Origin of the sequence: Paenibacillus sp. YIM B09110, from assembly GCF_037167145.1 — a bacterium.
Lineage (GTDB): Bacteria > Bacillota > Bacilli > Paenibacillales > Paenibacillaceae > Pristimantibacillus.
Window position 1 is genome coordinate 17803 of record NZ_JBANSP010000020.1, and the last position, 23356, is coordinate 41158.

The 23356-nt window shown below is 50.8% G+C and carries 18 protein-coding genes and 1 other annotated feature; of the genes, 1 reads left to right on the plus strand and 17 read right to left on the minus strand.

Annotated elements, in window-relative coordinates; translation table 11 throughout:
* Nucleotides 1-38 precede the first annotated feature (38 nt).
* Nucleotides 39-302 (minus strand) — a binding site (T-box leader).
* Nucleotides 303-430: 128 nt separating this feature from the next.
* From V8F51_RS23565 to V8F51_RS23620, 12 genes are all read right to left on the minus strand, one after another.
* Complete coding sequence (locus tag V8F51_RS23565; RefSeq protein WP_337102955.1) at nt 431-742, minus strand: rhodanese-like domain-containing protein; 312 nt, start codon at nt 740-742, stop codon at nt 431-433.
* A 118-nt stretch (nt 743-860) separates the two neighbouring features.
* A complete protein-coding gene (locus V8F51_RS23570) occupies nt 861-3749 on the minus strand; it encodes a VWA domain-containing protein (protein WP_337102956.1) in 2889 nt (962 codons plus the stop codon).
* Nucleotides 3733-5715, minus strand: coding sequence for a VWA domain-containing protein (locus V8F51_RS23575; RefSeq protein ID WP_337102957.1), 1983 nt, complete (start codon nt 5713-5715; stop codon nt 3733-3735). Before V8F51_RS23575 ends, V8F51_RS23570 begins: the two co-directional genes overlap by 17 nt.
* A gap of 43 nt (nt 5716-5758) precedes the next feature.
* Complete coding sequence (locus V8F51_RS23580) at nt 5759-6742, minus strand: DUF58 domain-containing protein (RefSeq protein WP_337102958.1); 984 nt, start codon at nt 6740-6742, stop codon at nt 5759-5761.
* Nucleotides 6739-7728, minus strand: a complete 990-nt coding sequence (locus V8F51_RS23585; RefSeq protein ID WP_337102959.1) for an AAA family ATPase — start codon at nt 7726-7728, stop codon at nt 6739-6741. The genes V8F51_RS23580 and V8F51_RS23585 overlap by 4 nt, the downstream gene beginning before the upstream one ends.
* Nucleotides 7729-7740: 12 nt before the next feature.
* Nucleotides 7741-9498 (minus strand): hypothetical protein, encoded by a 1758-nt coding sequence (locus V8F51_RS23590; RefSeq protein WP_337102960.1) that lies wholly within the window; start codon nt 9496-9498, stop codon nt 7741-7743.
* Nucleotides 9499-9580: 82 nt separating this feature from the next.
* Nucleotides 9581-10477 carry an ABC transporter permease gene (locus tag V8F51_RS23595; RefSeq protein ID WP_337102961.1) on the minus strand — a complete coding sequence of 299 codons (897 nt, stop codon included), beginning with the start codon at nt 10475-10477 and terminating at the stop codon, nt 9581-9583.
* A complete protein-coding gene (locus tag V8F51_RS23600) occupies nt 10474-11406 on the minus strand; it encodes an ABC transporter ATP-binding protein (protein WP_337103026.1) in 933 nt (310 codons plus the stop codon). The genes V8F51_RS23595 and V8F51_RS23600 overlap by 4 nt, the downstream gene beginning before the upstream one ends.
* 56 nt (nt 11407-11462) lie before the next feature.
* Nucleotides 11463-13940: a DUF4350 domain-containing protein gene (locus tag V8F51_RS23605; protein ID WP_337102962.1), complete on the minus strand. Its 2478-nt coding sequence runs from the start codon at nt 13938-13940 to the stop codon at nt 11463-11465.
* Nucleotides 13941-14072: 132 nt separating this feature from the next.
* The gene (locus V8F51_RS23610; protein WP_337102963.1) at nt 14073-14384 is read right to left on the minus strand and encodes a heavy metal-binding domain-containing protein; all 312 of its coding nucleotides are present in this window, start codon (nt 14382-14384) and stop codon (nt 14073-14075) included.
* 97 nt (nt 14385-14481) lie between these two features.
* Nucleotides 14482-14817 (minus strand): DUF3889 domain-containing protein, encoded by a 336-nt coding sequence (locus tag V8F51_RS23615; RefSeq protein WP_337102964.1) that lies wholly within the window; start codon nt 14815-14817, stop codon nt 14482-14484.
* Between the two features lie 84 nt (nt 14818-14901).
* A complete protein-coding gene (locus V8F51_RS23620; RefSeq protein WP_337102965.1) occupies nt 14902-15729 on the minus strand; it encodes a VanW family protein in 828 nt (275 codons plus the stop codon).
* 200 nt (nt 15730-15929) lie between these two features.
* Between V8F51_RS23620 and V8F51_RS23625 the strand changes: the two genes are divergently transcribed.
* A complete protein-coding gene (locus V8F51_RS23625; protein WP_337102966.1) occupies nt 15930-16325 on the plus strand; it encodes a cupredoxin domain-containing protein in 396 nt (131 codons plus the stop codon).
* Nucleotides 16326-16417: 92 nt separating this feature from the next.
* On the opposite strand, the gene V8F51_RS23630 is transcribed toward V8F51_RS23625, so the two are convergent.
* From V8F51_RS23630 to lepB, 5 genes are all read right to left on the minus strand, one after another.
* Nucleotides 16418-19447, minus strand: coding sequence for an efflux RND transporter permease subunit (locus V8F51_RS23630; RefSeq protein WP_337102967.1), 3030 nt, complete (start codon nt 19445-19447; stop codon nt 16418-16420).
* A gap of 31 nt (nt 19448-19478) precedes the next feature.
* A complete protein-coding gene (locus tag V8F51_RS23635; RefSeq protein WP_337102968.1) occupies nt 19479-20174 on the minus strand; it encodes a response regulator transcription factor in 696 nt (231 codons plus the stop codon).
* Nucleotides 20152-21591 carry a sensor histidine kinase gene (locus V8F51_RS23640; protein ID WP_337102969.1) on the minus strand — a complete coding sequence of 480 codons (1440 nt, stop codon included), beginning with the start codon at nt 21589-21591 and terminating at the stop codon, nt 20152-20154. Before V8F51_RS23640 ends, V8F51_RS23635 begins: the two co-directional genes overlap by 23 nt.
* Nucleotides 21592-21811: 220 nt before the next feature.
* Nucleotides 21812-22774 carry a DUF4184 family protein gene (locus V8F51_RS23645; protein ID WP_337102970.1) on the minus strand — a complete coding sequence of 321 codons (963 nt, stop codon included), beginning with the start codon at nt 22772-22774 and terminating at the stop codon, nt 21812-21814.
* A gap of 16 nt (nt 22775-22790) precedes the next feature.
* The gene (gene lepB, locus V8F51_RS23650; RefSeq protein WP_337102971.1) at nt 22791-23336 is read right to left on the minus strand and encodes a signal peptidase I; all 546 of its coding nucleotides are present in this window, start codon (nt 23334-23336) and stop codon (nt 22791-22793) included.
* Between the last annotated feature and the right edge of the window lie 20 nt (nt 23337-23356).

Consider the following 23356-nt stretch of genomic DNA (forward strand, 5'->3'; position numbering starts at 1 on the left):
TCGAGTCCGAACGCCAAAAAAGCCCTCGTCTCCTATAATAAAGAGACGAGAGCTTGCTGATTCCCGCGGTACCACTCTAAGTATCGAACCTGCAATGAGGTTCAATCACTCGATTTGATAACGGTCATTGACCGGATTTGTCTACTCCAATAGCCGCCTTTGCATTGACATTGACTGCGCGGAATCGTTTCGACAAACCATTTCCCGGGCCCGCTTCATCTTAGACATCCGTACCGGCTTCCACTGTCCCGGCTCGCTGCGACTATCCGTCCTAAGATTACTGTCCCGTTCGTTAATGTTAGATTTGTGAAAATTCTGAATATATCTTAAACGTATTTATACACGATGCCGCTCAGCATTGTCAAGGGGGGATAACAAATAGCGGCACTAAGCTAAGAAGCCTAGTGCCGCCATATTCCTCATTATGCGATTATTCGCCGGTTACAACTTCGCCGTTCCAAGCAAGCATACCGCCCGACACGTTAATAACGGTGTGGCCCAGCGCGCCCAAATAGTCGCATGCTTTGCCGCTTCGTCCGCCGCTGCGGCAGATGATGACGATCTCCATCTCTTCCTGTGGGAACTCGTCTACTCGCTGAACGATTTCCGATAACGGAATGTTGCGTGCCTCTTTAATATGACCGGCTTCCCATTCATCGACTTCGCGAACGTCAATCAAATTGATAGACTCGCCGTTTTTAATTTTTTGTTCCAGTTCCTGCGTCGTCAGTTCTTGAGCCATATAGACATCTCCTTCAAGCGTAGCTGCTTATTATAGTCGTTGATATGAATTGTATCGCGTCCTATCGCTCGTGTCCATATGAAGGAGAACGGTTTGCTATCGGAAGCCATATCTGCGGCTATCTCCTCTTTTTGTTTTTGGCAGCAAGCAGACGGTTGATCGTTCCGTCCGTTGCATTATCCTGCTCTATCCGGGCAGCGCTCGGGCCGGGTTGATTCGTGTTCGTCACAGATGCAGCCGCATTCGCTGAAGGTGACCATTCACTCGGCTTTGTTCGATTGTCGCTCTCTTTGGATGGAGCTATTCCAGACACGCCGCCGTAGAAGCGGCTTGCTTCGGCAGTCCTTCTCTTTAGCCTTGATACCGCATTGGTTGACTCTAAAACTTCATTCGTATGACTGCTATTACGTCCATTGCGTTGCCTTAACAAAATTCCCGTCCATTCGAGCATCCGTCCGTAAGGCAATGACAGCCTTCGCAGAGCGATGTCCAGCAACCAAAGGAGCAAAGCGGCGACGAGCAGTTTATTCGTCAACTCGATCGGCTTGCGAGCCTCCAGCGGTTTGAAATCAAATACCGATTGAGGATCGTCCAACAGCAATTTGCGCCCGCCGGTCGTGGCGGCGATCTGAGCCATCGTCTCAGGACCGTCCGTGTTCGATAATCGGTATTCAGGCGAATAAGGAATGACGAAAGCCGATGTCGTACCGCCTTCAATTGCGTTTCCGTTCGACTTCTGTCCGATTTGAGCCAAATAAACGCCAGGTTCTGTCGCAGGCAAGGTCGTTTCATACTCTCCCGGCCCGATCGGCATTAAGCGGCGAACGGAATAGCGGCCTGATTCGTCCTCAATCCCCGCGGACAGCGCATTGTCGAATGAGCCCGCATCAGCTTCTGAGCGTACCTTCAAAGTTGCTTGGCCGCCGTCTTGCTCGGTCGTTATCGAATACGGATTGTTCACAAACTGAGGGAACGTCCACTTCACCCATTCGGTAAGCACGGTTGGAAATGCAGGCCACTGCACCCATTCGCGTGCCCACTTGCCCGTAACGTCGCTTGTCCATGCGACAGAACGTCCAGAACCATATTGCCAGCGGGCTAGCAGTGGATCGCCATCCGGCGTCAATAGAGCGACTTCCGCCGCTTCTTTCGCTGTTGCGGCGATATAAGCGTTAATCTTTGGCACGCCGCCGTTCCACAGCTTCCCCCAATCAGCAGCCCTAGCGACTGCTGGCGTAAACGACTGCTCCACAATATAAGTACGAGACATCATTACCGTCTCGCGACTGAAGATGGCAGGAAGCGTGCTTTGGTCTTTGGTGAAGTAAAACCGCCCTTTGGCGGCCTTCGCCAACCGTTCCAGCAACGCTTGATCTGCTCCATCGCCTACTGCGACCGTAGAGAGCGTCATTTGGTCCTCTACAATAGCATCGGTTAACGCCTCATAACCAGGATTCGTCGCCGACTGACCGTCCGTGAGCAAAATCATATGCTTGCGCTGCGCATCCACTTCCAGAAGCCCTTTATAGCCGGCTTGGAGCGCATTATAGATTTCGGTGCCTCCTTCGGATTGAATCCCTTGAATACGTTCAATAATCGAATCGCGGTTCGACAGCTTCTCAGGCTCCACCACCCACCATGGTGCGGAATCGAATGCAATAACCCCTACCGTATCTACGTCTCTCATCAGCTCGATCGTCCTGATTGCCGCTTCCTTCGCCAGCTCCAGCTTGCCGTCCGACATACTTCCGGAGCGGTCGATCACGAGCACGAGACCTAGAGAAGGTATCTGGCGTTTGCCTTGCAAATCCATATAAACGGGCAGCGCCCGCTCGACCGGCGTCTTGAAATAACCGCCTAAGCCGAAGCTGTCTTCTCCGCCGAGCATGACGAGACCGACACCGTAATCGCTGACGGCTTTCCCCAGCCATTCCATCGGCTTCTCCGCAATTCGAGTAGCTGGCACATTGTTCAAAATAATACTGTCGTAGCTTGCATACTCTGCCAGCTCAACAGAAAGCTGCTCCGGCATAATCGTCGTATGTCCGATGAATGAAGCAGACAGCGCGGCTTCTACATTGGCCGACGATTGCGGCTGTCCTTCTACAATCAATACATGCGGCGGTCCCGCAACCCGGCTGAAGGCGTATGCCGTATTATTTGCAGCCTGCTCATCACTAGTCGTATACAATTCGGCTCTGAAGCGGTGATAGCCTGGTTCAACTGCAATACTGTTCAGTACGAAACGATTATCGCCTTTCTCCAGTTGCACCTGCGTGACCGATATTTCCTCGTTGTCAGCGAATAAGCGCAGCTCAGCTTGCTGAGATGCCGTACTCGATACCGAAATCTCGAACGGGAAGGTTTCCCCTTGGGTAAGCGTGGCAGGCACATCAAGCGATTCGATTGCAGCGTCATTAATAGACTCTGTATTGATCTCAACAACATCAACGGCAATCCCCGCGCCTGCAAGCAATCTCGCTTGACGCCTCACATCGCCTGCATTTTCCGCCCCATCGGAGAGCAGAACCACTCTCCCTCCACCTTCCTTCTGGAGCATTGCGGCAGCTAGCTGCAAGCCCCCGGAAAGATCGGTGAACCGATTATTAACCGTTGTTCGGAAGGCGAAGTCAGCAGAATCATCGAGGAGCTCGTCCGATATCGTCCTTTCGACAGCTGCATTCAGTCCCACCGATACGACGCCTGCCTTATCGTCCTCGTTTCTGGCAGCCCATGCGCCTGTGATCCATTCACCGATACGCTCATCGGCCTGCATACTGGCAGAACGGTCGGACACGAAGACAACGCTTCGCTGCTGATTAATAACGTAAGGTTGTACTTGTGCTATGACGGCAATGAGCAACAGCGTAATCATACCTCTTATTGTAATCGCCGCTGCCTTGCGACCGCCCTTCAATCGAATCGTGGAACGTATAATCCAGATCATATACAGCAGCCAAGGCAGGAGCAGCAGAAGTGCCCAAGGCGTTTCAGCTTGAATGCCCACGTCGGTACACCTCCCATTCCGCAGCCATCAAGAACAGCAACAGCGCTGCAGCCCACACAACAAGAGATAGAGCCGTTTCATTCGTCTGGTGCGCGACAGCTTGATTAGGTTCATTCGCTTGGTTCGTTTGGGTGAGTCGGAGCTCAGGCGATGATTCAGGTGAAGACGCGAGTTCTGCGGCATCCGCATAAACGGCAAGCATACGGCTCCCGACTATCTCTCCTTCGGCATCGACTTCAACCAGCCGATAGAGGCCTGGCACGGAAGGCGCTTCATAGATGTCCTTAGCCTGTCGTTGTAGCTTGACAGGACTGTTTCCAGCCGATTGCTCAGCCTTCAGGCTGTTGTCCAGCAGTTCCATGGTTTCCCATTGCGCAATGCTTGCATTCGAATGAAGAGATAGTTCCATAAGCTGATCAGCCGAGGTTATGCCAAGCTCAAGCTGCGAGCCTCCGCTCATCCACTCGGCCGCTTGAACGATCAGCACTGGAAACTCGGATCTGAGCGGCAGATCGGTATCTTGAAGGTTAAAGGTGAACCTCAGCTTCGGCTTACCTCCCGCATCTCCAGCATAGATTGCTGGTATGCCGCCATAGGTCAATACCGGCTTCCCCCAGCCAAGCTCCTCTGCCGGCGGCTTAAAAAGCCTTCCAATATGCGTGTCAGCGAACGTTATGTAGGAGGTTACCGGATGCTCTTGAACGACCGTTTGTGCGTTTGAAGGGACTGCGCTCTGCCCATCCTCCTCCTTTGGATGGTCAATTAACCAAAGCGGCTTCGCTTCCAGCAGCGATGCCCAGCCAGGCTCGTCATATAGACGCGGATCGTTGCCATCAAGTACGATCCAATCTATATTTCGGGAGATTTCTCCGCTCGGAACAACGCTATCAGGACTGACTCTAACCGTCTGAATGCCTGCCAGCTGCAGCGCCTTCTCCAGAAATAGATTGCCATCCGTTACGAGAAGCGCTTCCTTTACACGCGGCGTATCAGGGAATTGATAGGCGCTATTATCGATCGATATAGCGTCCGTCGAATGACGAAGCTCGGCTTTATAATAAGAGGCTGCCGGCAAACCTGACAACTGTACGCTCTCCCATTCACCCGCAGCTATATCGACGGATCTCTCGGCGGCAAGCGTCAACTTGCCTTGAGCATCCTGAGCCCAAATGTCGAGCTGTGCTTTCCGTGCAGTCTGACTGTCATTATTGATCGTGACGACCGCTGAATAACTCCCATCATTGTTCGCATCAGCCTTGATCCCGAAATATAAAATCGCTTGATTATTACGCTGCTCTGGATTTCCAGTAATGTTCATCGACACCGCATGATCCAGCTGTATCGCATTTGCCTCCGCCGCGTCTGGCCATAATCCGTCAGTGAAGATGGCCATCTCACCGTCCCGCTCATCCAGCAGCAAGGAATGTGCTAGCGACAATGCAGCTGAATTGTCAGTCCTGCCATAGACAGGCCCAATCGACTGGAGCTTCTCCTTCAATGCTCCGTGATCTTGCGTACGCGACAGCAGCACTTCCGGCTGTTGTCCCGTCACAACCAACGTAATCGGCCGATTGGCAGGCTGGCCCGACAGCCATTGCTCCGCTTCGGATACGGCCTGTTCCAGCTTGGTTCCGTTCCCGTCTCCATTGTCAGCCGAGCGGGCCGTCATGGACGCTGATCGATCGATGACGATGACTGCATGCCCGCTAGCTGTAGATGGTCTCATAATAACCGGCTGCATAAGCGCAACAATGAGCAGCAGCGCTGCCAACAATTGCAGGAGCAGCAGCAGTCTGCTCCTCAGCTTTTGCCAAGGCCTGTTCGCTTCCTGTTCGTTCAGCACTCTGCGCCACAGCATATGACTTGCGATTTCCTGCTCTAAGTACGTTCTCTTCAAAATATACATAGCCGCAATCAACGGCAACAGAATCGCAAACCATGCCGACGGAAGCGACAAAAACTGCATATTGGACCTCCTCTCCGAAGCCGTTGCACGGGCTTAAGATTAATTAAGACTTGCCCGCTAGTGTCTGTTCAGGCAGCAAAATATGATGGATCGTGTCATTGAGTGAAATACCTGTATTTACGAATACATAGATTACTCCCCGTTCGGCGCAAAGGTACTTCAATTGCTCTATGTATTCCGATACAGCTTTGCGATAGTCGGAGAGAAGCCTGTGACCGACCGCTATATCTTTGCCTGTCTTGAGCTCGCTGTCTATGAGCTTAAGCTCTCCGCTTAGCTCCGGGTCCAGCTCGGCAGGCGATAACAGATGGCATAGAACAACCTGCTGCTTCGCCGCTTGAAGCGATACGATCGCCGCTTCGATTCCTTCTTCGAACATCGCATCGGTCAATAGCCAGGATACGCCGCTTCGGCGTGGAAGTACTCCAGGCGCCTGAAACACCGCAGAAAGATCAAGAGCAGACAAATCGCTCTCGGATGATTGCCCGTAATCGATGCTACGCGTTGCGTCCGCAATGAACTGGAACCATTTTGGCGATGAGGCTCTGCCGTGCACGGGCGGAAGCTCCTGCACGATGCGGTCAGCGAACAGCTTCATAGCTACTCGATCATCGCCGCATAGCGCGGCATAACCTACGCTCGCCGCGAGCCTTAAAGCGTACTGCAGCTTGTTCGTTTCCTGCGCGCCGAACGACATCGAACGCGAAACATCGACATACATATGGACGATTAATTCTTGCTCGTCCCAATATTGACGGACATACGCTCGCCTTGTCCTGCCATAGACACTCCAATCGATTCGTCTAATATCATCACCTGGCGCATAGGGCCGATAGTCGGCGAACTCCTGAGACCCGCCTAAGGAAACCGATCTTTGCTTGCCTGCCAACGTCCCCTTCACTTTGCTTCGGGAAGCAATCCGCAGTTGCTCAATACGCCCTAGCAACGACATATCCGGGAATAGCAGCCTCAAAGCTTCTTCAGCGTTTAGCTTTTGTATCGGTGAATGATTGTGAGCTTCACTCATCGCTCTGCCTCGATCGATTGTAAGATCGCCTCGGTCATGCGATCGCTGGAAAGCCCCATTGCCTGCGCTTCGTAGCCAAGCACAATGCGATGTCTTAGAACAGGAAATGCCGTTTCGCGGATATCGTTCCAGCTAACATGCAATCGCCCGGCGCATAATGCCCGGACCTTGCTTACCCCTACGATCGCTTGAAGCGCCCGCGGTCCGGCTCCGAAACGGACATACCGTTTAACATCGTCAGGCGCATCCGCCTCGCCCGGATGTGTCATCATAATCATCTTCACGGCTGCATCGAGCAGCTCGTCTGCAAGCAATATTTGCTTCGCCATAAGCTGAATGGCAGACAACGATCCACCGTCCATGACGACGGACGCCTTAGGCTGCTCCACTGATGACGTGCGCAGCACAATCTGCTTCAATTCTTCCCTGCTCGGATAGTCCACGCCGATCTTCAGCAGAAAGCGGTCAAGCTGCGCTTCCGGCAACGGATAGGTGCCTTCCTGCTCGATCGGATTTTGCGTTGCAAGCACGAAAAACGGTTTAGGCAGCACATGAGTTTCGCCGCCGGCCGTCACCGTTCCCTCCTGCATCGCTTCGAGCAGCGCGCTCTGCGTCTTCGGCGTTGCGCGATTGATCTCATCGGCCAGCACCAGATTGCCGAACAATGGCCCCGGCTGAAACCGCTGTACAGCTGCTCCTTGCGCAGAGAAATCGATTAATGTCGTTCCTGTAATATCCGAGGGCATCAGATCGGGCGTGAACTGGATTCGCGAAAACTGCAGCGATACGCAGTCAGCTACCGTTCTTACTAGCATCGTCTTACCGAGTCCTGGAATGCCTTCAAGCAGCGCATGTCCGCCTGCCAGCAAGCACCAAAGCAGCTGCTCGACTACATTTTGCTGGCCGACGATCACTCTTCCAATCTCTTCTCTCAGCTGGGAGATTCGCGAGGCTGCCTCATCCAATTGCGATTTCGACTCTATCATATAAGCCTCCTATTATCGGTTCGGTTGAATTTGTTCAAAATATTGCTTCACCTTATCCTGCATGCTCGCCGGAAGCTGCGATCTGCCTAGCGACTCCTTCGCCTCTGCTGCGTATTCGTTGTACACTTCCTCGTAAGGACGCGTCATTCCGTCAATCATCGGCGACTTGCCGCCGGTTTCCGTCTGACCGCCTGTAGACGGTCCCCCGTCCTGCTGCGTATTGCCAGAGCCGGCCATATTGCGCGGCGTCGTGATGAGCGTTCGTCCACCCGTTCCGACACCTGCCCCGTTTCCTTGACCGGAGCCGGAACCAGAGCCTTGACCCGAACCCGAGCCGTTTCCTTGACCCGTTCCGGATCCGGAGCCTGACCCGCTTCCTTGCCCAGAACCAGCCCCCGAGCCGTTTCCTTGCCCGGACCCGGCTCCTGATCCTTCTCCTTGTCCCGAGCTCGGTGAAGCGCTAGAGCCGCCGCTTGGATTCGACCCGTTGCCTTGGCCTGACGATGGTCCGCCAGAAACTCCGCCTGATGGACTTTGCTCGCCGGAAGCGCCGCCGCCGCCTGCCGCTCCCCCCGCCCATGCGGAAGGCACATTAGCTCCAGCGGCAGCTGCTTGGCTGGCCAGCGCTTCGCCCTCTTGCCCAAGCTGCTCCGCCATTGATCTTGCCAATTGCTCCAACTGCTCCTGTGACAATTGTTCCTTAAGCGCTTGTTCAAGTTCGCTTAATCCATCCTTCTCACCTGCTGACTCGCCGCCTTCGCGTGCCTGCTCCGCCGCTTTCTTCAGCGCCGATGCCAGACCCTCGCTGCCTTCGCCCTCCTTATTCGGCTGCTCGGCAGCGAGCTTCTCCATCAGTTGCGCGATTGCTTCACGCTGCTCATCCGTTAACCTCTGCATCTCCGAACGCAAGCTGTCGATCGCCTTGCTCACGCCCTCCGCATCGCGGTCCTGCATCGCTTCAGCCAATTGCCGCAAGTTGCTGTCGCCGCTCATCTCGCTCGCGGCAGCCTCCAGCAGCGAAGCCGCCTGCTTCGCAAGGTCGGCGGCTTTTTGCAGCTCGCGCATCGCAGCCTCGAGCTGCTCGAGCGCCGCAAGCGGATCGCCGCTTAACGCGTCCAGCTTGCTTCGCAACTGCTCGAGCGGCTGCAACAGCTCCTGCTTCGCCGCCTCAGGCAGCGAAGCTTCCTCGGCCTGCGCGGCGAGCTTCTCCGCCTCGCGCTCCAATTGCGCAAGCTGATCTCTCGCTTGCGCCAGCGCCTGTGCCCGATCATCCTGCGGATTGGGCCATAATAGCAAAGCAGCCGTCACGAACCAGACGGCTGCCACCCCATACACCGGCTTGCGCCATCTGCTCCAAGAAGGCCAAGGCAACCGCGTATGCAGCTCGCCGACATAACGCTGCGCCGCTGCGGTTGCCTCTTCCCTCTGCAGCCGCACAATCGGCTGCACTTCACCTTCCGGGCGCTCGAGTCCATCGAGCGCCGTACGAATCGCGTCCTCTGTGCCCGACTTATCCATCGTACGCGCCGCCTCTCTTGTGGAAGCGCGCTTCCACAAGCCGATAACTAAGCCAACGCATAGGCCAAGCCCAACTGCAGCGACAACATAGGCGCGCACATGAAGAATTGGCCAAATTCGGCTTGCAATCAGGAACAGTAAACCTGCGAAGCTACCGTTTAATAAGCCAAGCAGCGAGTAGCGGATAACGATGAATGTCGTCAGCCTTCGCCTAACCGGCCTTAACAGCTCTAACAGCACATTTCCCTTCATATCCGCCCCTCCTATTTTCAAGTTATTGTTCATCATTAATGTAGTTAAATACCTTCTAGGATTCCATATCTATCGATCATGATTAGCGTTTCAATCTCGGCCGAAGTTTCCCAATCGCTGTCCATAACGCTAGAGCGGACAGAATCGAATAAATAAGGATAAACTCCTGCCATAGTGTGAGCCATGGTTTCTTAGGCGCTACACCGCTGTAGCTTCCGTAGTTGTATACCTGCTGCGATATTTCCGGATCCAATATGCTGTACAGCGCAGCTGCAGGATTCCAGGCTATAATATGTCCGACCCAAGTTTGGGAACCGTTCTGAGAGAATCCTTCCGTCACTCCTACCATGACGAAGAACAACAACGCCGTGCCCGCGAACATAAACAACGTTATGCCGTACGTCACAATGACCGAAATCATCGTTCGCTTGAATAGCGTCGAGAACATAATGCCGAACGAGCCCAGTACAAGCATCATGAAAATATAAAACAAAAACACAAGCAGCAATTGCTTCGGCGATATGCCGCCATATAGGAAAACCATGCTGTATATCGGTATCGTGCTTATAACGATGAGCACCATGAAGCTTAGCGACGACACGAGCTTGCTCAAAATAATCGTCGTCGAGCTTTGCTGCGTCGTCAGCAGCAGATTAAGCGTCTGCTTCTCCCGTTCTCCGCTAACGACACCTGCTGTCAGGCCCGGCGCCATGAATGCTATAAGTCCAAGCTGCGCCATACTTAAGAAGTAGAACAAAACTTTGCTCGCTTCAGGGTCGAACGAGCGCCCGCTGCCCGATATGACCTGCGTCAAATAGATCGCGCTAAGCGCCATTAAGCCGATCGCGAACAAATAGAAAAACAACGTCCACATCGAACGCGGCGTTCGCATCCGAAGCCGGAACTCCTTGTTCAGCACCGGATTAATGAGTTTAGCCCGCCAGCTTAATCCGCTTTTTCCTGCCGTTTGCTCTCTCATTGGTCGCCGTCGCCTCCTTTCGTAATTTCGAGAAACACATCCTCCAAATTTGTCTGTGCTTCACTATAGGAGACAAGCTTAAATCCAGCATGAACTAAATCATGCAGAAGACCCGACTGCTCCTCGTCCTGTCCGCCGAAATGCACCTGTATGCCCCGTTCATCGCGCAGCAATCGGTTCACATGCGGACGATCGCGCAGGAAAGCTTCCGCTTCGTCCTCGCGTTCAAGCAACCGGATATGAAGAAACCGTTTGACGCGCAGCCGATTTTGAATGTCGGCGACATTGCCTTGCGCGATCATCTGCCCATGCTCGATAACGCCGATCTCATCGACCATTTCCGCTAGCTCCGGCAATATATGCGAAGAAATAATGATCGTTTTCCCCATTGACTTGAGCTCTCGCAGTATTTCGCGCATCTCGATGCGGGCACGCGGATCAAGCCCCGATGCCGGCTCGTCAAGAATGAGCAGCTCCGGATCATGAACAAGGCAGCGCGCCAGGCAGAGACGCTGCTTCATGCCGCGTGACAGCGTATCGACGTAGGCATCCTTCTTATCGCTTAGATTAACAAGCTCCAGCAGTTGCGGAATCAATTGCTCCCGCTCCGCCTTCGGAATGCCGTAACTCGCGCCGTAGAAATGCAAATATTCTACGGTCTTGAATTGATCGTATACGCCGAAGAAATCCGGCATATAGCCGATGCGCTTACGCACCTCGTGCGGGTGCTTCGTCACGTCGATGCCGTCAACCTTCGCATATCCCGACGTCGGAGCCATTAGCGTAGCTAAGATCGACATCGTCGTTGACTTGCCTGCGCCATTCGGCCCCACGAACCCGAATACGGTTCCTTTGGCAATCGTTAGATCTATTCCTTTAAGGGCATGAAAATTTCCGAAATGCTTAGCCAGCTGCTTAATTTCTATCATCGGAACAGCAGCCGCGTTATCGTCGATTGCATGGTTATCTACTCTATTACTCGTAGTCATTTGGAAATCGTCACTCCTTCCAATGCGATTTGCGGCAGTGCCGTCTCCATGTCCGATGTGACGGTCAGCTTCATACGAATCGACTGCTCGTTTACCATGTATTCAGCTACATCGGAAGCAAGCATTGTAGCATCCTCCCATTGCTGGCTGACTTCATTCCATATGCTCCATACACCATTAGCAGATGCGTATTGCGAGTTGTAACTAATTTCGAGCTTATCGTATTTAACCCCTTTTGCATTGGGAACGGTGTATTCGAATTGGAGCTCGCCGCTTCCGACACCTATCATTCCGTTGCCATAGTGATCCATACGCTGCAAGCCATTATCGGTAATGATAGGCTGAATAATACCAACAGGCACTTGGATCCGGTTGCCCGCAAGCGTCACCTCGCCAAGCTGCTGCACCCACATGGTCAAATTATCGGCCTTCACTTTATCGCCATTCACCTTATAGTGCGGATCATGGTCGATACTGAAGCCTACAATTAGCGGCGAACCCATCGCAAGTCCGCTATTGTTGCGATTCATGTACATATTGACGAGCTCGCGCTCGCGGGAATACTCGATGTCGGTGCCATTATAACCGGATGTGACAGGGAATACCATATCGCCGTATGGATAATAGCCGAGCTGGCTATTCGCTGTACTAGGCAGTGCAACGGTACCGCTCTCGCCAATTTTCAAGTCTCCAATCCGCTGGACGCTGCCATTCATTATTAAAGAGACGCTCGTCAGATCCGAAGCCGTTTTGTTAGTAACTTTGACTTCAACTCTTCCGTTCGTATTGGAATAAGCAAGCTCCAGCTGCCCGGCTTCGTTTCGAATCGTCTGCTTATCAAGCAACGTTTTGCGCGTCGACCAATAGGGAACAGAGCGCCACAGAACAGATGACGAACCTTCCGCAATCTGAAGCTGAGTATTGTTGTTCAATGCAAGATTGCCGCCCATACTGGTTTGATTGTCTGAAGGATATGGGATCATATGCCGTTCCTCGTCGTAGGCAAGCTTCATATTACCGCCGTTCGGCACAAAAATCCCCGTCGCTCCCGACTTGACCGCATCGCCTTGACCGGTCAGCTCTACAATCTCAATCGTATGAGCATTCATCTCCCGCTTATCGGCAGCGCCGAAATAGAAGATGATGACGCCTGTGACTATGGATACGGAAGGAATGAGCCACCATGCCCATTCTCTGCGGTCCGACTTCGCTAAGATGATATAAAGTACCGGTGCAACGATAATCATATAAATAACGAACATGACGAGCAATAATAGGAACTCAGGCGCTTTAACGGAAGGAAACTGATCGATTAGATTGCTGTACTCCCAGAACATATTATCGGATACGTTGACCATCCCTTGCGTAAGCGGCGATAACGAACCTTGCAGCAGCTTCGACCATAGAGATGCGCTTCCCGCCCATGTCGCAAGCGGGGCAAGCGAAGGATCAAAGGCCACATAGATGACTGTGCCTAGTCCGACCTTGCGAGATGCAGCAAGCTCTGTGCCGTTCTCTTCAAGCAGTGACTGCGCCTCGTTTAATTGTCCCGTAGAAACCGTAATCGAATCGGCGTTCTCGAGTGCTGTTCCGCTATACGAGGTTAACGCTGTTGTACTCGTTAGTTCGGTTGTACCGCCGGCAGTAACCGGTGCAATCTCCTGGAACGCTTGCGATGTTTTGCTGTAGCCGGCACCGCCGGACAATACGAGTGTGCCGCCTTGAATGACCCAGTCTTTAATAGCGTTCACTTGTTCCGGCTTCCAATTGCTTGTTGCCATATCATTAATAACGATCGTATTTAAGGTCTCTAGCAAAATACCTTCCCGCGGCAACTCGTCCTCCACGATCGGAATGACGGTAATATCGTAGCCGCGCTGATTGAGCGAAGGCATGAAATTAAGCGTATCGGGATCACGCGAAATGACACCGATCGTATAGCTTGAACTTACTCTTGTTTCTATGTAATCGTTACCGATTATCGGAATGGTTTTACCATCTTTTATTGAGTTATTGAAAAACCGAATTTTGCTCGTATTTTTCGAAAGCGAATCACCCGGAACGGGTATCGTCAGCTCTACCTCCGTATTCATAGGAAGTTCAGCTGACGCTACATAGTCAACAGACGTATTGCTCATCGACGATACCGCGGTCAGGACGAGCTCGCCCTTTACGTCCTCTCCCGTCTGGTTGATCAACTTGAATCGTACCGGATACCATTCGTTTTGATTCACCGTTCCTTGATAACCAACACTTGTCTGAATCGCTATTCCCTCAGTCTGAGGCGCAGCAATTGCTGTACTTCCTGTCTGCAAAGCCATTGCGGCAAGCAAGCCGCATACGACAACAAACATCGTGAATCGCATCAATCTTTTGTTCAATAGGTTCACATTCTGACTCCTCTCTTTGTATAAGCCCCTCATCTTAAGCAGCACATCTCTATCATAACGAATAAGCGAATCATTTAGTTGCAAATGATAGATTCTGCTAAAGACGGCTAAGTACTGTCCTAAAACACACAAAAAAGAAAGCAACAACTACTCTACGAGGGTCGCAGCATTGTCGCTTTCTTTGTAATTATATGACGAATGAAATGACTGATCCAATTAGATTCGAACAGCCGTTCCGCTGACCGCTACCATCAGCATGCCGTCCCGAATGACCTCATAATCGATGTCGATACCAACAATCGCATTCGCGCCAATCCTCGAGGCTTGCATCTTCATCTCTTCGAAGGCAACATCACGCGCCTCCTTCAGCTTGCTCTCATAGGCCCCTGAACGGCCGCCGACAATATCGGTTATCGATGCGAAGAAGTCGCGTACGACGTTGGCTCCCATAATCGCCTCTCCGGTCACTACACCTGTATAATCCAATATCGGACGTCCTTCTATGGTCGGTGTTGTTGTGATTAACATTAAGCTGCTCCTCTCGTCTTCCTTGTAATAGACGCCTGCGGCAATGTCGTCTGTTAATCGCTAATACGTTCAAACGTTCGATTCTGTTTCAATTATTTTACTTTACTTCCACCAAACTGACACCTCTAAGCTTATCAGCGGCAGCTTCCACCCTTATCGTTACGCGGACGCCGAATTCTCGGCCGCCTTGCTTAAGCCATAGCAGGAAACTTTCCTCGGCTTCGCCTCGGCCCATCGCGTGCCTGCCTTCATATTTGTAATCGATGATAGAAGCGTCATGATACGCCTTGGCGGTCTCCTCCATGGCTAGCTTTCCCCACTTCGCATAGCTGGGTTCCGCATGTAGCGCTGATGCTTCATCTCCGGACATAACATCCGAATTGGTAAAGCTTAAGAGTACGAATACCGCCTTCATAACGATATGACGGAGCATATGTACGACAACACCTTCCTATTTCCTTTGTCTAAAATCCATAACAATAGAAATAGGTTCACCTCTCCGTCCATATTCTATACGTTAACGGACCGGCTGATCCAGCAGCGGCGCATACATCATTAAGGCGTTGTTGGATGAGATATATTCATCATTAAGCAACTGTTGCTCACGATTATATATTTTGCGATGAATGACATTGCTTCGAATATAACCGCCCCATGGCTGCGATGCCATGATATGTTCTTTTTCGTATACTTCGTATCGATTATAATGTGGCAAATCAGATCGCCACTCGCCAAAAAGCTCGTTTTCGCTTACCCATACCCGTAATTGGTACATTGCTTCAGTCGTATTTTTAATTTGCAGATCTAGATAATTATACGCGCATGTTGCTCCGCTCCCGAACGGCTGTGTACGATTGACATCGGGAAAAACGTCGTAGCTGTGACGGTGCCTCTCCGTTACGGTCAGCGGCGTATGCAGCGTCATCCAGTAAATCAAATTTGACATTTGACATAGTCCGCCACCAACACCTGTCTTAAAACCGCCATAAAACAGTACCATCCCCTCCACATACCCTTTGCTCCGTGTAGGCTTGCCGATCGTCCGCCAATAGGAAAACGTCTCACCCGGCTTAAGCGTTAAACCGTCGAGCTTGTTCGCAGCCAGCTTTAAGTTAATCGCCTTATTGGTATGCAGCCATCGATCAACTTCCTTAAGCTGTCGGAATAATGGCGTCCGATGAGAAAAGATATTGTAGACAAGATCGCTTTCAGAGCGAATTCTTGCCATTTTCACCTTTGGCGACATCCAAGTCGCATATCGTTTGATTGTGAACCACCATTTTCCGGCTAATAATCTAGCCTTCGATCGCTTAATCGGGCGGTGAAGCATCGATGCTTCAATCATTATACAACTTCCCCCTTATCGATTCGGATTCCATACAGCTTGTTGTAATATCGAACGAGTGCGCTATGAAAATTGTTGCATGATAAGTCCCTTATTAATAGAGGTTTCACGTTTAAAAGCAGGTATCGTTGGGAACGTTAATGGGAGACAGAATTGGCTAATCAGCCAAAGCATCAGCACCATTCGAGGAGGATTACAGCATGAAGAAGAAGCTCGCATTGACATTCACGGTCACTGCATTAGCCGCGGTAATGGCATTAAGCGGCTGCGGCAACAACAACGCCAACAATAATAACGGCAGCACAACGCCTCCCGCAGGAAATGCCGGCGGCGAAGCAAAAGCGATTACCGTTAACGCAACCAACTTTGAATTTGACCCGCCGGACGTCAAGTTGAACGCAGGCGATAAAGTAACGATTACGCTCAAGAACGACACCGGCAACCATGGCTTGGAAATTCCGGATTTCAACGTTAACTTGAAAAACGGCGAGAGCGCTACCTTTACGGTCGACAAAGCGGGCTCTTACGACTTCCACTGCTCCATTCAATGCGGCTCCGGACACGCGGATATGGTAGGAAAATTAACGGTTTCCTAGCCGTCATATACAAACAAAAAAAGCTGATCCGACAGCCGCAAAGGCTAGGATCAGCTTTTTTTGTCGATCATGCTACAAGCGATGTCTTTCCATTACGCTTGAACTTGTTTTTTCTTCTTACGGTTCACCAATTCGTATACCATCGGTACGAAGATCAGCGTGAGCAGCGTTGAACTAGTCAAGCCGCCGATTACTGTAACCGCCATGCCTTTGGAAATCATGCCGCCGGATTCGAATCCGAGCGCGAGCGGCAGCAAAGCGCCGATTGTAGCAATTGCCGTCATCAGAATCGGACGAAGTCTCGTTCCCGCTGCTTCAAGCAACGCTTCGCGGACGGACAAGCCTTCTTTCTGCTTATGGATAACGCGGTCGATGAGTACGATCGCGTTCGTGACGACGATACCGATCAGCATCAATGCGCCGATTAGTGATGTAACACTCAATGTTTCGCCGGCCAAGAACAAGCCAACAAGCGCGCCGATAATGGTGAACGGCAATGAGAACAAGATTGCGAATGGCGTTAATGCACCGCCGAACGTAATGACAAGTATGAGATAAACAACAGCAATCGCTGCAACAATCGCTATTCCGAGCTGTGTGAACGACTCGGTGATTTGCTCCGTTACGCCGCCCATCTCAACGTTAACTCCGGCAGGCAGCTCCATTTCATCAATTATCGTCTGCAATTCTGTCGAAGCTGCAGCAATATCCGAGCCTGTCGCTTCTGCAGAAACTTCCGCATAAATACGGTCGTCGAGGCTTGTAATCGTATTTGGCGATACGCCTTCTTCGATCGTAACGACATCCTTCAGGGCAACTTCCGTACCCATTGGCGATTTCAACATTACATTCTCAAGGTCAGCTTTCACTTTGTAATTTTTCTGTTCGACCTTGACATATACGTTTACCGCTTCTCCGTCTTTCTCAATCGTCGTAACAACTGGCGCCTGACGTGCAGGGCTTAGCGCCATCGCAATCTGACCAGCAGTTAAGCCATATTGGCTTAGCTTCGATTGATCGGCAACGATCCGATATTGCTCGTAAGTTTCAGATAAGCTGGAGTCGATTTTTTTCAATTCCGAGTTTTCTTTCATCTTCGCCGTCAACTGTTCAACAACTGGAGTGATCGTTTCCATGTCTGGACCGTACACTTGCAAGGACAATCCGGAGCCGCCAAGACCGCCTGAGGCGAAGTCCTGTTGCTTCCATTCACCTTTGCCGCCTAGCTCTTGCAAGAGCGGTACGAGCTTCTCTTTCTCTTCTACGAATCCCTTCGTATCTTCGTTGTAAGCCAAGTTGAACAACGCTTGCTTCGATGCGCCAGGATTCATTGGATTGGATCCGCCTACCGCATATTGAACGATCTCGAGACCTTGCTCCTCACGAGCGAGCAACAGCTTCTCCGCTTCAAGGGCCATCGCTGTCACTTGCTCAAGCGTCTCGCCCGGTGCTGGATTATAAGTGATCATGGCAGTCTTCTGCTCGTCGCCGGCAATAAAGCTGACGCCGATTACAGGTACGAGGAACAAGCTGCCTACGAGCATAACAATGGCAATAACCGATGTAATAGCTTTGTGGTTCAAGGAAATGCTTAGAATTTTTTTGTACCATTCTGCCAAGCGGCTCGGTTTTTCATGATGTTCTTTGCCTGGCTTAATGCCGTTGCGGAACATCATATGCGCCAGCATTGGAACAACTGTAATCGCTACAAGCAAGGATGCAAGCAGTGCGAATACGATGGAAAGCGCGAACGGCATGAAGAGTTCACCGATCACACCGGATACGAGAGCGAGCGGCAGGAATACCGCAATCGTAACAAGCGTGGAGGACAAGATGGGAACGAACATTTCCTTCGTCGCATCTAGAATCAGCTCTTTGCCTTTAAGCTTCTCGCCTTTCAATGACATTCTTCTATAGACGTTCTCGATAACGACAATCGAATCGTCAATAACCCGGCCAATCGCGACCGTCATTGCGCCAAGCGTCATAATGTTAAGCGTAACATCCATTTGGCTCAAGATGAGCAAAGCAATCAAGATCGACAGCGGTATCGACACGACAGCAATAATCGTTGAGCGAATATCGCGCAGGAAGATCAGAATAATAATGACAGCGAAGATTGCGCCAATAAGCGCCTTACTAATCATCGTTTCGACGGAATCTTCAATCGGTTTCCCTTGGTCAAGGGTGATTACGATGGAAAGACCGTTATTATCCTTCTCCATCTCCTTGATTGCGTCTTTCACATTATTCACGACATCGACCGTATTCGAATCGGCTGCCTTCACAATGTTAATGCCGATCGCGTCTTGGCCATTCGTACGAGAGACCGATTCAGCTTTGCCTTCGACTTTCAAGTCTGCTACATCGCTGAGCTTCACGTTAGGCATGAGGATAAGGTTCTTTAGATCATCCTCCGTTACAATATTGCCGTCAACGACTACTGCTTTCTCCGAATCGCCGAACTCAAATATGCCAAGCGGCGCTTTAATAGCCGAACCCTGAATCATACCTTTAACCATATCTTCGGTTAGACCATATTGGGCTAGTGCTTCCGGCTTGAAGGCAAGCACGCCTTCCAAGACGTTTTGACCGGACATTTGTGTGCTGGCTACACCTTCGATACCTTGCAGCTCAGGCAAAATGCTCGTTTGAACCAGTTTCGTCAATTGTTCAAGCGTCAGATTATCATCCGACAAGCTAAGCGATACGACTGGGAATGCGTTAAAGCTTAGTCTGGATACTTGCGGATCTTGCGTACCTTCAGGCAAGTTCAAGTCCGAAAGCAGACTTTTCACTTCCGACTCCGCTTTCTCCATATCCGTATCAAACGTGTATTGAATAATAACGGATGACGCATTCTCATAGGAGGTCGAGCTAACGACGTCGACTCCATTCAAGTTTCTCGTCCGTTGCTCGATTGGCTTCGTAATCTTGTCCATAATTTCTTCTGGAGCTGCACCGGGTAGGACCGTTGTAACACTTACGATCGGTATCGTAATATCCGGCATCGTCTCCATCTTCATGTTCAATGCGGAATATAGGCCGGCGAACATAACTAGCGCGGTCAAGATCCATAAAGCAAACTTGTTGTTCAAAGAAAATCGTATAATGCTCTTCAAAACGTCTCACTCCTCAGTCTTTTTTGTCTATTTACACTTTAAAGCGATAACCGACGCCCCATATCGTCTCGATATATTGCGGATTCGACGGGTCATGCTCAATTTTTTCGCGCAGCCTCCGAATGTGTACCGTAACCGTAGCTGCGTCGCCGTTCGAATCAAGCCCCCAAATTCTTTCGAACAGCTCTTCCTTCTCGAATACGCGGTTCGGATGCGAAGCGAGCAGCAGCAGCAGCTCGTATTCCTTCGATGTCAGGCTCGATTCGTTATCGTGAATCGTCACTCTTCTGGAAGGCTTATCAATCATCAGACCGCGTATTCGAATTTGCTCGCCTCGTTCGCCGCCCGAGCGTTCACCAGTCAATCGTTCGTACCTTGCAAGATGGGCTTTGACTCTTGCTACAAGCTCGCTCGGACTAAAGGGCTTGGTCATATAATCGTCCGCTCCTAGTCCCAAGCCTCTAATCTTATCGATATCTTCTTTCTTTGAAGTGACCATAAGGATGGGAATATTATGTGATTGCCTGATCTGTCTGCATATTTCGAAACCGTCCAGCTTCGGCAACATAACATCCAGTATAATGAGATCGAACTCTCCGACCAGCGCCTTCTCCAAGCCGATGTCTCCTCGGCCTTCAATCTGTACGCTGTAGCCGTAACTCTCTAAGTAATCGCGTTCCAGCTCGGCAATAGCTTTCTCGTCTTCAATGATCAGTATGTTCTTCATGTTCAGTCACCGCTTTAGGCGTTGTCGCAAGCGGCAGCTTCAGGATGAAGCGAGCTCCGCCATTTATCGCATTTTCAGCCCATACGACGCCGCCATGCCCTTCAATTATTTGTTTGACTATGGCAAGCCCGAGACCGCTGCCGCCCGTCTCCGAATTGCGCGACTGTTCGGCACGGTAGAATCGATCGAATATATAAGGAAGATCCTCCTCATCTATTCCCGGACCGGAGTCCTCCAGCTCGATAACCGCATACCGTTCTTCTTGTTGAATGGTCACTTCGATTCTCTTCTCGCCGTCTTCTCCCTCTTGCCCCATATACTTCACGCAATTGTTCAAAATATTCGTGAGCACCCGGCTAAGCTTATCGGGATCAGCCGCTATCATAATCGATTGCTTGGCTAACGCGGAGTATGTGAGCTTAACGCCAGACTTTTCTAAATCAAAACGCTGCTCTTCGAGGAAATGCTCCAAATATCGCTTAATATCCAGCACCTTGAAATCGAAAGCAACCGTCTGCAGGTCCAGCTTGGAGAACAGGAACAGCTCGTCGATCAGTTGATCCATATCGCTTGCTTTGCGGTAGATCGTCTGCATGTACCGCTCCCGCTTCTCGTCTGTATTGGCTATACCGTCCATTATCCCTTCGACATAACCTTTGATCGCCGAGATCGGCGTCTTCAGATCATGCGAGATATGAGACAGCAGCTGCTTCCGATTCTCCTCGTACTGTAAGCTTTGATCAATCGATTGCTTCAGACGTATTCGCATCGCTTCGAAAGCGGTGCTCAGCTGTCCGATCTCTCCTTTGCCCGTCTTCACAAGACGCTGCGACAAGTCTCCGTCTTTGATCTGCAGCGCTGCCGTCTTAAGCTGATGTATCGGCCTAATAATACTTCGCGACACAAAGTACGTCAGCAGCAAGCCGGTCAGGGCGACGAACGCAAGGCCGATCGCTGCGCCTACTGGTCGCCAGAAGAGCGGAACGACATCATAACGGCGAAGCAGCAGGATCTCTCCTTCGCTACCGTCCGGATACTGGAAGCCGAATACGTCAGTCTCGAACCGGAATAAGCCAAGAGACGCTTTATCGGGAGGATTATCGAATAATGCTTGCCAATCTTGTTCCGGCGACAGCTCGAGCAGGAAAGCAGGAACCGACATAACCTTCCCATCCTTGGCAATGAGAAGTCCCGCCCATTGCTCGCCTAACCTCGCCTGCAGATCGCTCAGGTAGTTCTCCTGGTTCAGCTTGTCCGCATCGTTCTCGATCACATAAGAGAGCTCGCCGTAGATGAGCATTTGGCTCATCTTCTCAGACTTTTCGATCTCGATGTATTGCCTGATGTCCTGCATGCCTCCCGCATAAAATACGAACATCATGAAAGCGATCATTAGAATAAACGGAACAATGGTCATTGCCAGGTACGACATATACAGCTTCACTCGAATGGACAATCGATACACGCCCTGCCTATTGCTTATTCACACTGCTTTATTAGATTTATTAACGCGTCAATCTATCTTTTATCATAAGGGCTATTTCTAAACGAACTAGTAACCATTTCTTACAAAATTATTACGTTTAGCGTAGCAGGATTTCATTATTTATGTGATTTATAGTTAATGCAATTAATGTTTAATGACGAATATTAACGCTGTTTTGGAAGCATAATTTCGACCCAGCCATAATGGAGGCAGAAAGCAGCCAAATGAACACGATCCATCCAGAAAGCGGCCGTTCCGCATTCCAATCGAGCAGGGTGTAGACAAGAATGACTATCGAAGGCAAACATATCGCCGCAGCCTTCCTCCACCGATAGCCTGTCCCAAGTAAAATCGAAACGAAATATAAGCTTATAAGGAAACTCGTTATTGGCGCAACGGCCCATATGCTAATGGATAACCATTGATCCGTTATCAGCAGCTTCCCCATCAGAAAAGGCGCAGCGAATGCAGCAAGCAACAGCGTTTTTTTCCACGGCAAACCTATAAGGAATGGAAGGTTTGGCCGCGGAGTTGCTGACCGATTGAAGAATATCGTTTTGTGCCATTTGCGCCAGCGCTGCCATAGAACGAAGAACGGCACGGCTAGCCCAAGCGCGGATAGCGAATGCTGCAGCCAGTGATGTGCATATTCCCCTGCAATCATCATTTGAAGCGCCGGCATCCGCAGCACGAACCAACCGCCGCTATGCGTAAAGTTGTCGACAAACACATGCGACATAAATCCGATCCCGGCAGATAACAACCAAACAAGAATGGCTAACGCATCAAAAAAAGTCCAATCAGCCCGATGTGCCAGTCGCCTTGGCAACAATTGCTGATGGACAAAGTTATCAATCCCGCCGATCGACGGCATGAACAAATGCAGCCTGGGCGCAATAATCCAATGATAAGCACATGCAATCGCTAAGCATAGAGGAAGTCCAAGGGTCAGGAAACCGATAAAGGAATGGCCAATCGAACGATAAGGCTGCATGGCCACAAAATATTCCATGTCGGGTGCCATACTTCCGAGCACGAGTCCTGTTAGACTTAGCGAAGGCATAAGCTTGCGGAGCGGTGCTGCGTATAAAGGATGTGACAAGGTGAAAGGCATTGCTTAATCTCCGCTTCTAGCGGTCATACAATCCGCCGAATTTGTTAATAGGCCATATACGGAATACCGCTTTGCCTTCAATACTAGATAACTTAATCGGGCCCAGCTCACGGCTGTCCATGCTATGCTCGCGATTGTCGCCCATAACGAATAAAAAACCAGGCTCGACAGTGAACGGAACCTCGTACATGCCTGCGAACGTCTTCCCTTTCGTATAGTCCTCGTAAAGCCTCTCGCCGTTTATGTATACTTCTCCATCACGAATGTCAATGACATCACCCGGTAAACCAATGACCCGCTTCACGAGTCGAAGCTCGCTCTCCGGTCCGTTAATAATGACAATATCGCCGCGCTCAGGGTTATGGAAGCGATAGGACCATTTATCCTCGATTAATCGTTGTCCGGCTACAAGCGTATTTTGCATCGAGACGTTATGAACTTGAGATTGGGCATAAACGTAATTTTGGAATAACATCGCAACAATAATAGCAATTGCAAGAGACATGAGCCAATCCCTTAATTCCTTCTTCCATTTGCTCTTCTTCGTTGTTTCCTCGTTCAATTGACGCTCACCTCTTTATC

Excerpts from the sequence above, each read along its gene's own strand:
- V8F51_RS23565 (WP_337102955.1), bottom strand. The coding sequence starts at position 742 with ATGGCTCAAGAACTGACGACGCAGGAACTGGAACAAAAAATTAAAAAC.
- V8F51_RS23575 (WP_337102957.1), bottom strand. The coding sequence starts at position 5,715 with ATGCAGTTTTTGTCGCTTCCGTCGGCATGGTTTGCGATTCTGTTGCCG.
- V8F51_RS23580 (WP_337102958.1), bottom strand. The coding sequence starts at position 6,742 with ATGAGTGAAGCTCACAATCATTCACCGATACAAAAGCTAAACGCTGAA.
- V8F51_RS23585 (WP_337102959.1), bottom strand. The coding sequence starts at position 7,728 with ATGATAGAGTCGAAATCGCAATTGGATGAGGCAGCCTCGCGAATCTCC.
- V8F51_RS23590 (WP_337102960.1), bottom strand. The coding sequence starts at position 9,498 with ATGAAGGGAAATGTGCTGTTAGAGCTGTTAAGGCCGGTTAGGCGAAGG.
- V8F51_RS23595 (WP_337102961.1), bottom strand. The coding sequence starts at position 10,477 with ATGAGAGAGCAAACGGCAGGAAAAAGCGGATTAAGCTGGCGGGCTAAA.
- V8F51_RS23600 (WP_337103026.1), bottom strand. The coding sequence starts at position 11,406 with ATGATAGAAATTAAGCAGCTGGCTAAGCATTTCGGAAATTTTCATGCC.
- V8F51_RS23610 (WP_337102963.1), bottom strand. The coding sequence starts at position 14,384 with ATGTTAATCACAACAACACCGACCATAGAAGGACGTCCGATATTGGAT.
- V8F51_RS23615 (WP_337102964.1), bottom strand. The coding sequence starts at position 14,817 with ATGCTCCGTCATATCGTTATGAAGGCGGTATTCGTACTCTTAAGCTTT.
- V8F51_RS23620 (WP_337102965.1), bottom strand. The coding sequence starts at position 15,729 with ATGATTGAAGCATCGATGCTTCACCGCCCGATTAAGCGATCGAAGGCT.
- V8F51_RS23625 (WP_337102966.1), top strand. The coding sequence starts at position 15,930 with ATGAAGAAGAAGCTCGCATTGACATTCACGGTCACTGCATTAGCCGCG.
- V8F51_RS23635 (WP_337102968.1), bottom strand. The coding sequence starts at position 20,174 with ATGAAGAACATACTGATCATTGAAGACGAGAAAGCTATTGCCGAGCTG.
- V8F51_RS23640 (WP_337102969.1), bottom strand. The coding sequence starts at position 21,591 with ATGACCATTGTTCCGTTTATTCTAATGATCGCTTTCATGATGTTCGTA.
- V8F51_RS23645 (WP_337102970.1), bottom strand. The coding sequence starts at position 22,774 with ATGCCTTTCACCTTGTCACATCCTTTATACGCAGCACCGCTCCGCAAG.